At 43.2% G+C, this 3,039-nt stretch carries 3 protein-coding genes; 2 read left to right on the top strand and 1 reads right to left on the bottom strand.

The genetic code is table 11. The features are described from left to right. Positions 1 to 644: hypothetical protein (locus F6J94_RS32330; RefSeq protein WP_293047721.1), on the top strand; the 644-nt coding region annotated here is incomplete at its 5' end. 137 nt (positions 645 to 781) lie between these two features. On the opposite strand, the gene F6J94_RS32335 is transcribed toward F6J94_RS32330, so the two are convergent. Continuing rightward, the gene (locus tag F6J94_RS32335; protein ID WP_293047726.1) at positions 782 to 919 is read right to left on the bottom strand and encodes a hypothetical protein; all 138 of its coding nucleotides are present in this window, start codon (positions 917 to 919) and stop codon (positions 782 to 784) included. 28 nt (positions 920 to 947) lie between these two features. On the opposite strand from F6J94_RS32335, the gene F6J94_RS32340 reads away from it, so the two are divergent. Beyond that, positions 948 to 3,039 (top strand): CHAT domain-containing protein (locus tag F6J94_RS32340; RefSeq protein ID WP_293047729.1); only part of this gene is annotated, 2,092 nt, incomplete at its 3' end.

Genomic DNA, 3,039 nt, shown 5'->3' on the forward strand with positions numbered 1-3,039 from the left:
TTGTCGATTTACGTCCTAAACCAGGGGTTAGATTTTGGCGATTATGCTGTGAGCTTGACTTCAGTCCCAAAGGAGAAAAAGAGCCGATCGTTCAGTCTATTTTCCCCAAAAGCCAATGGCGACCTGTGATGAGATCCGGGGTGGGCATGAATTTAGCTATTAATAGCAATCTTGATTGGAGTATCGGGATTGATAGCACTGAAGTAGCCGAACTTACCACTCTTCCTGGGGAGCTCAAAGCTAATGTAGCAAAGAAGAACGAACTCAAAGCATTCATTGTCATTCCTGAGTATGCTTACGAAGCTGGTCACTTTGAAATGATTTCCCAAGGTGAAGGTAACTCAAGGTGTTACTGGCGCATTGAAGAGCCGGAAATCCAAAAAATACCGACAGTCCAATTTGCTATTGTCTTTAAAGTGCCTAAGGAAATAAAGTCTATTAATTTGCGCGGTATGGTTTGGGTTGAACCAAATATGAACTGGTTAACTGCTGATATCCGTGATGTTTTCAGTGATCTGGCAGATAGATTCCAAACCTTAATACGAAATAAGAATCAGGCGGCAATTAAATTCAGTCGTAGTGATGTCAAGGAATGGATATTGAAGCTACCGAAAGCTAATCTTACACAGGATTTAGCTACTTAAATCGGGTGCATCTTTTTATTGTAAATCTATGGTAAGCATTCAGTTATCAGCTATCAGTTATCAGTTATCAGTTATCAGTGGTCAGCTATCAACTATCAGCTTATGGGTTAGGTCACAGGCTAGAAGCCTGTGCCACTCTACTTAAAGTGCTTTTGAATAAAATCAGCTGATGGCTGACGGCTGACGGCTGAAGGCTGAAGGCTGACCGCTGACCACTGACCGCTGACCGCTGACCACTGTTCGCGTAGTGTGCGCGTAGCGCGTATGCTTACCAATTAATCAGCTTTATCTGATCAGACAGCTATGACTAGAGCCTACTACACCTATCGCATCTACCTGATCAATTATTATACAGTGGGGGTTGAAAAGAAAGAACCTGGAAAGCACCATAATCCAATCTTTACAGCATTTCGCTATCAGGATAAGATCACCCCAGAAGTCAAGAAGCTGATCGAGGAGGTTCATCAAAACGAACCCAAGGATGCTAAGCAGTCGAGGTTACTCGGAGAAGCCTTGTTTGATGCCTTGTTTGATGATCGACTTTGCGATGATTTTGTTGAATTTTACCACGAAGTTGTTCACAAGCAAAAGCAACTGCTACGGGTAGAACTAGATATAGACGAGCAAAATATCCCTGAAGTGGCAGCGTTTCCGTGGGAATTTATGTGTTTGCCTCAGAGGAAGAACTTAAGAACAATGTGGTTCGCTACTGCACCTCGCTTGGTCTTCTCGCGCTTTTGCTCACAGCCGATTTCAGCATCACCGATTCAGTTAGGCGCAAATGAAAAAATGCGGATTGCCTTAGTTGTCTCTGCACCCACAGATTTAAATCCAGTTGCCTACGAAGAAGTGCAGGCGGCGATAGAGACACTAGCCGAGGCACAACCAGAGCAGGTGCAATTGTTACCAGTAGTGAATCCAGCTAGCGGCAGTGCTATTGATAAAGTTCTTAGGAAAAAGCCTCATATTTTCCATTTCATCGGTCATGGTCGTTTCCGGAATGAAAATGGTGAAATTGCCTTGGTGGATCAATTCGATCAGGCACGGTGGATTAGCGCCAATGAATTTAGTGAACTCTTTAATGAGCATCGACCTGGAATTATTATGTTGCAGGCATGTCAGGGAGCAATGGAGTCTACATCGAAACCATCTGTAGGGCTAGCTTCCAAGGTTGTGCAGCAAATTATTCCTGTACTCGTGGCCATGCAGTATCCCGTGTCTAACAGCACAGCTAGCCGATTTGCCTGCCATTTTTATCAACAATTAGCTCAAGGGAAGCCAGCAGATATAGCAGTACAGGAAGGACGACGAGAAATTAGTCTCCATGAATCAACAGGGTATCGGAAACGGGATTTTGCTACACCTGTGATTTTCATGCAAGTGCAAGATGCTCAATTAATTCAACCTCGAAATGAGTCAGGATTTCAAGGTCTAAATCAGCCAGTTGTGCGAGACAAGCCAAGCCATAAACAGTTCCATGTAAAGGATGCTGGCCAATCACAAGGGGTAAAACGAGCGCTGTTGATTGGAGTCAGTGAATATGGACAGGGCTTAGAGCCACTACCTGGCGCAACCAAAGATTTAGAGGAAATCAAACGAATACTGGGTTCCCCACAACTGGGTAATTTTGTTGATGTCAAAGCTCTCAGCAATCCTGATCGACAGGAAATGGCGGAGGCTATTGAAGAGTTATTCACCAGTTCTACAAAAGATGATTTGGTGTTACTGTTCTTTTCAGGTCACGGTGTTAAAGATAGCAGCAATCAACTGTACTTAGCAAATCGTATTACTCGTAAGAATCCACAGGGAGAACTAGTTAGGACAACCGCAGTTTCCGCTAAGGCTATCCATGACATTATGAAAGGTAGCCGCTCCAAGCGACAAGTGGTTATCCTCGACTGCTGCTTTAGTGCAGCCTTTCGTAATGGCCTACTGGTTAAAGATGATCGCTCCGTCGATCTTCAAAATCAATTAGGAGGAGAAGGGCGTGCTATTCTCGCCTCTTCAACTGACTATTCCTTTAGTCAATTGGACAAACAGCTGGACAAACAGCTCTCAATTTACACTCAGTATTTGGTAGAAGGTATTAAAACGGGAGAAGCTGATTTGAATGGGGATAGGGTGATTTCTCTAGATGAGTTACATGAGTACATCGAAAATAAGATTAGAGAAACCCTTCCTGTCATGACTCCTAAAATCTATACTGATCAGGAAGGTTCTAAAATCCACATTGCTAATGCACCAAGCGATTATAGCCCTGTTTCAGATACACCTTTAGTTACCGAAGAGGGGATACAGGCAAATTCACAAGCAGATAGTTTGATAATACTTAGCTTACTTAAAAAACTGCTATCAAAGCGTGTTATAGTTATCGCTTTTTTGGTGATTTCTATCT

The organism is Moorena sp. SIO1F2 (assembly GCF_010672755.1).
GTDB lineage: Bacteria > Cyanobacteriota > Cyanobacteriia > Cyanobacteriales > Coleofasciculaceae > Moorena.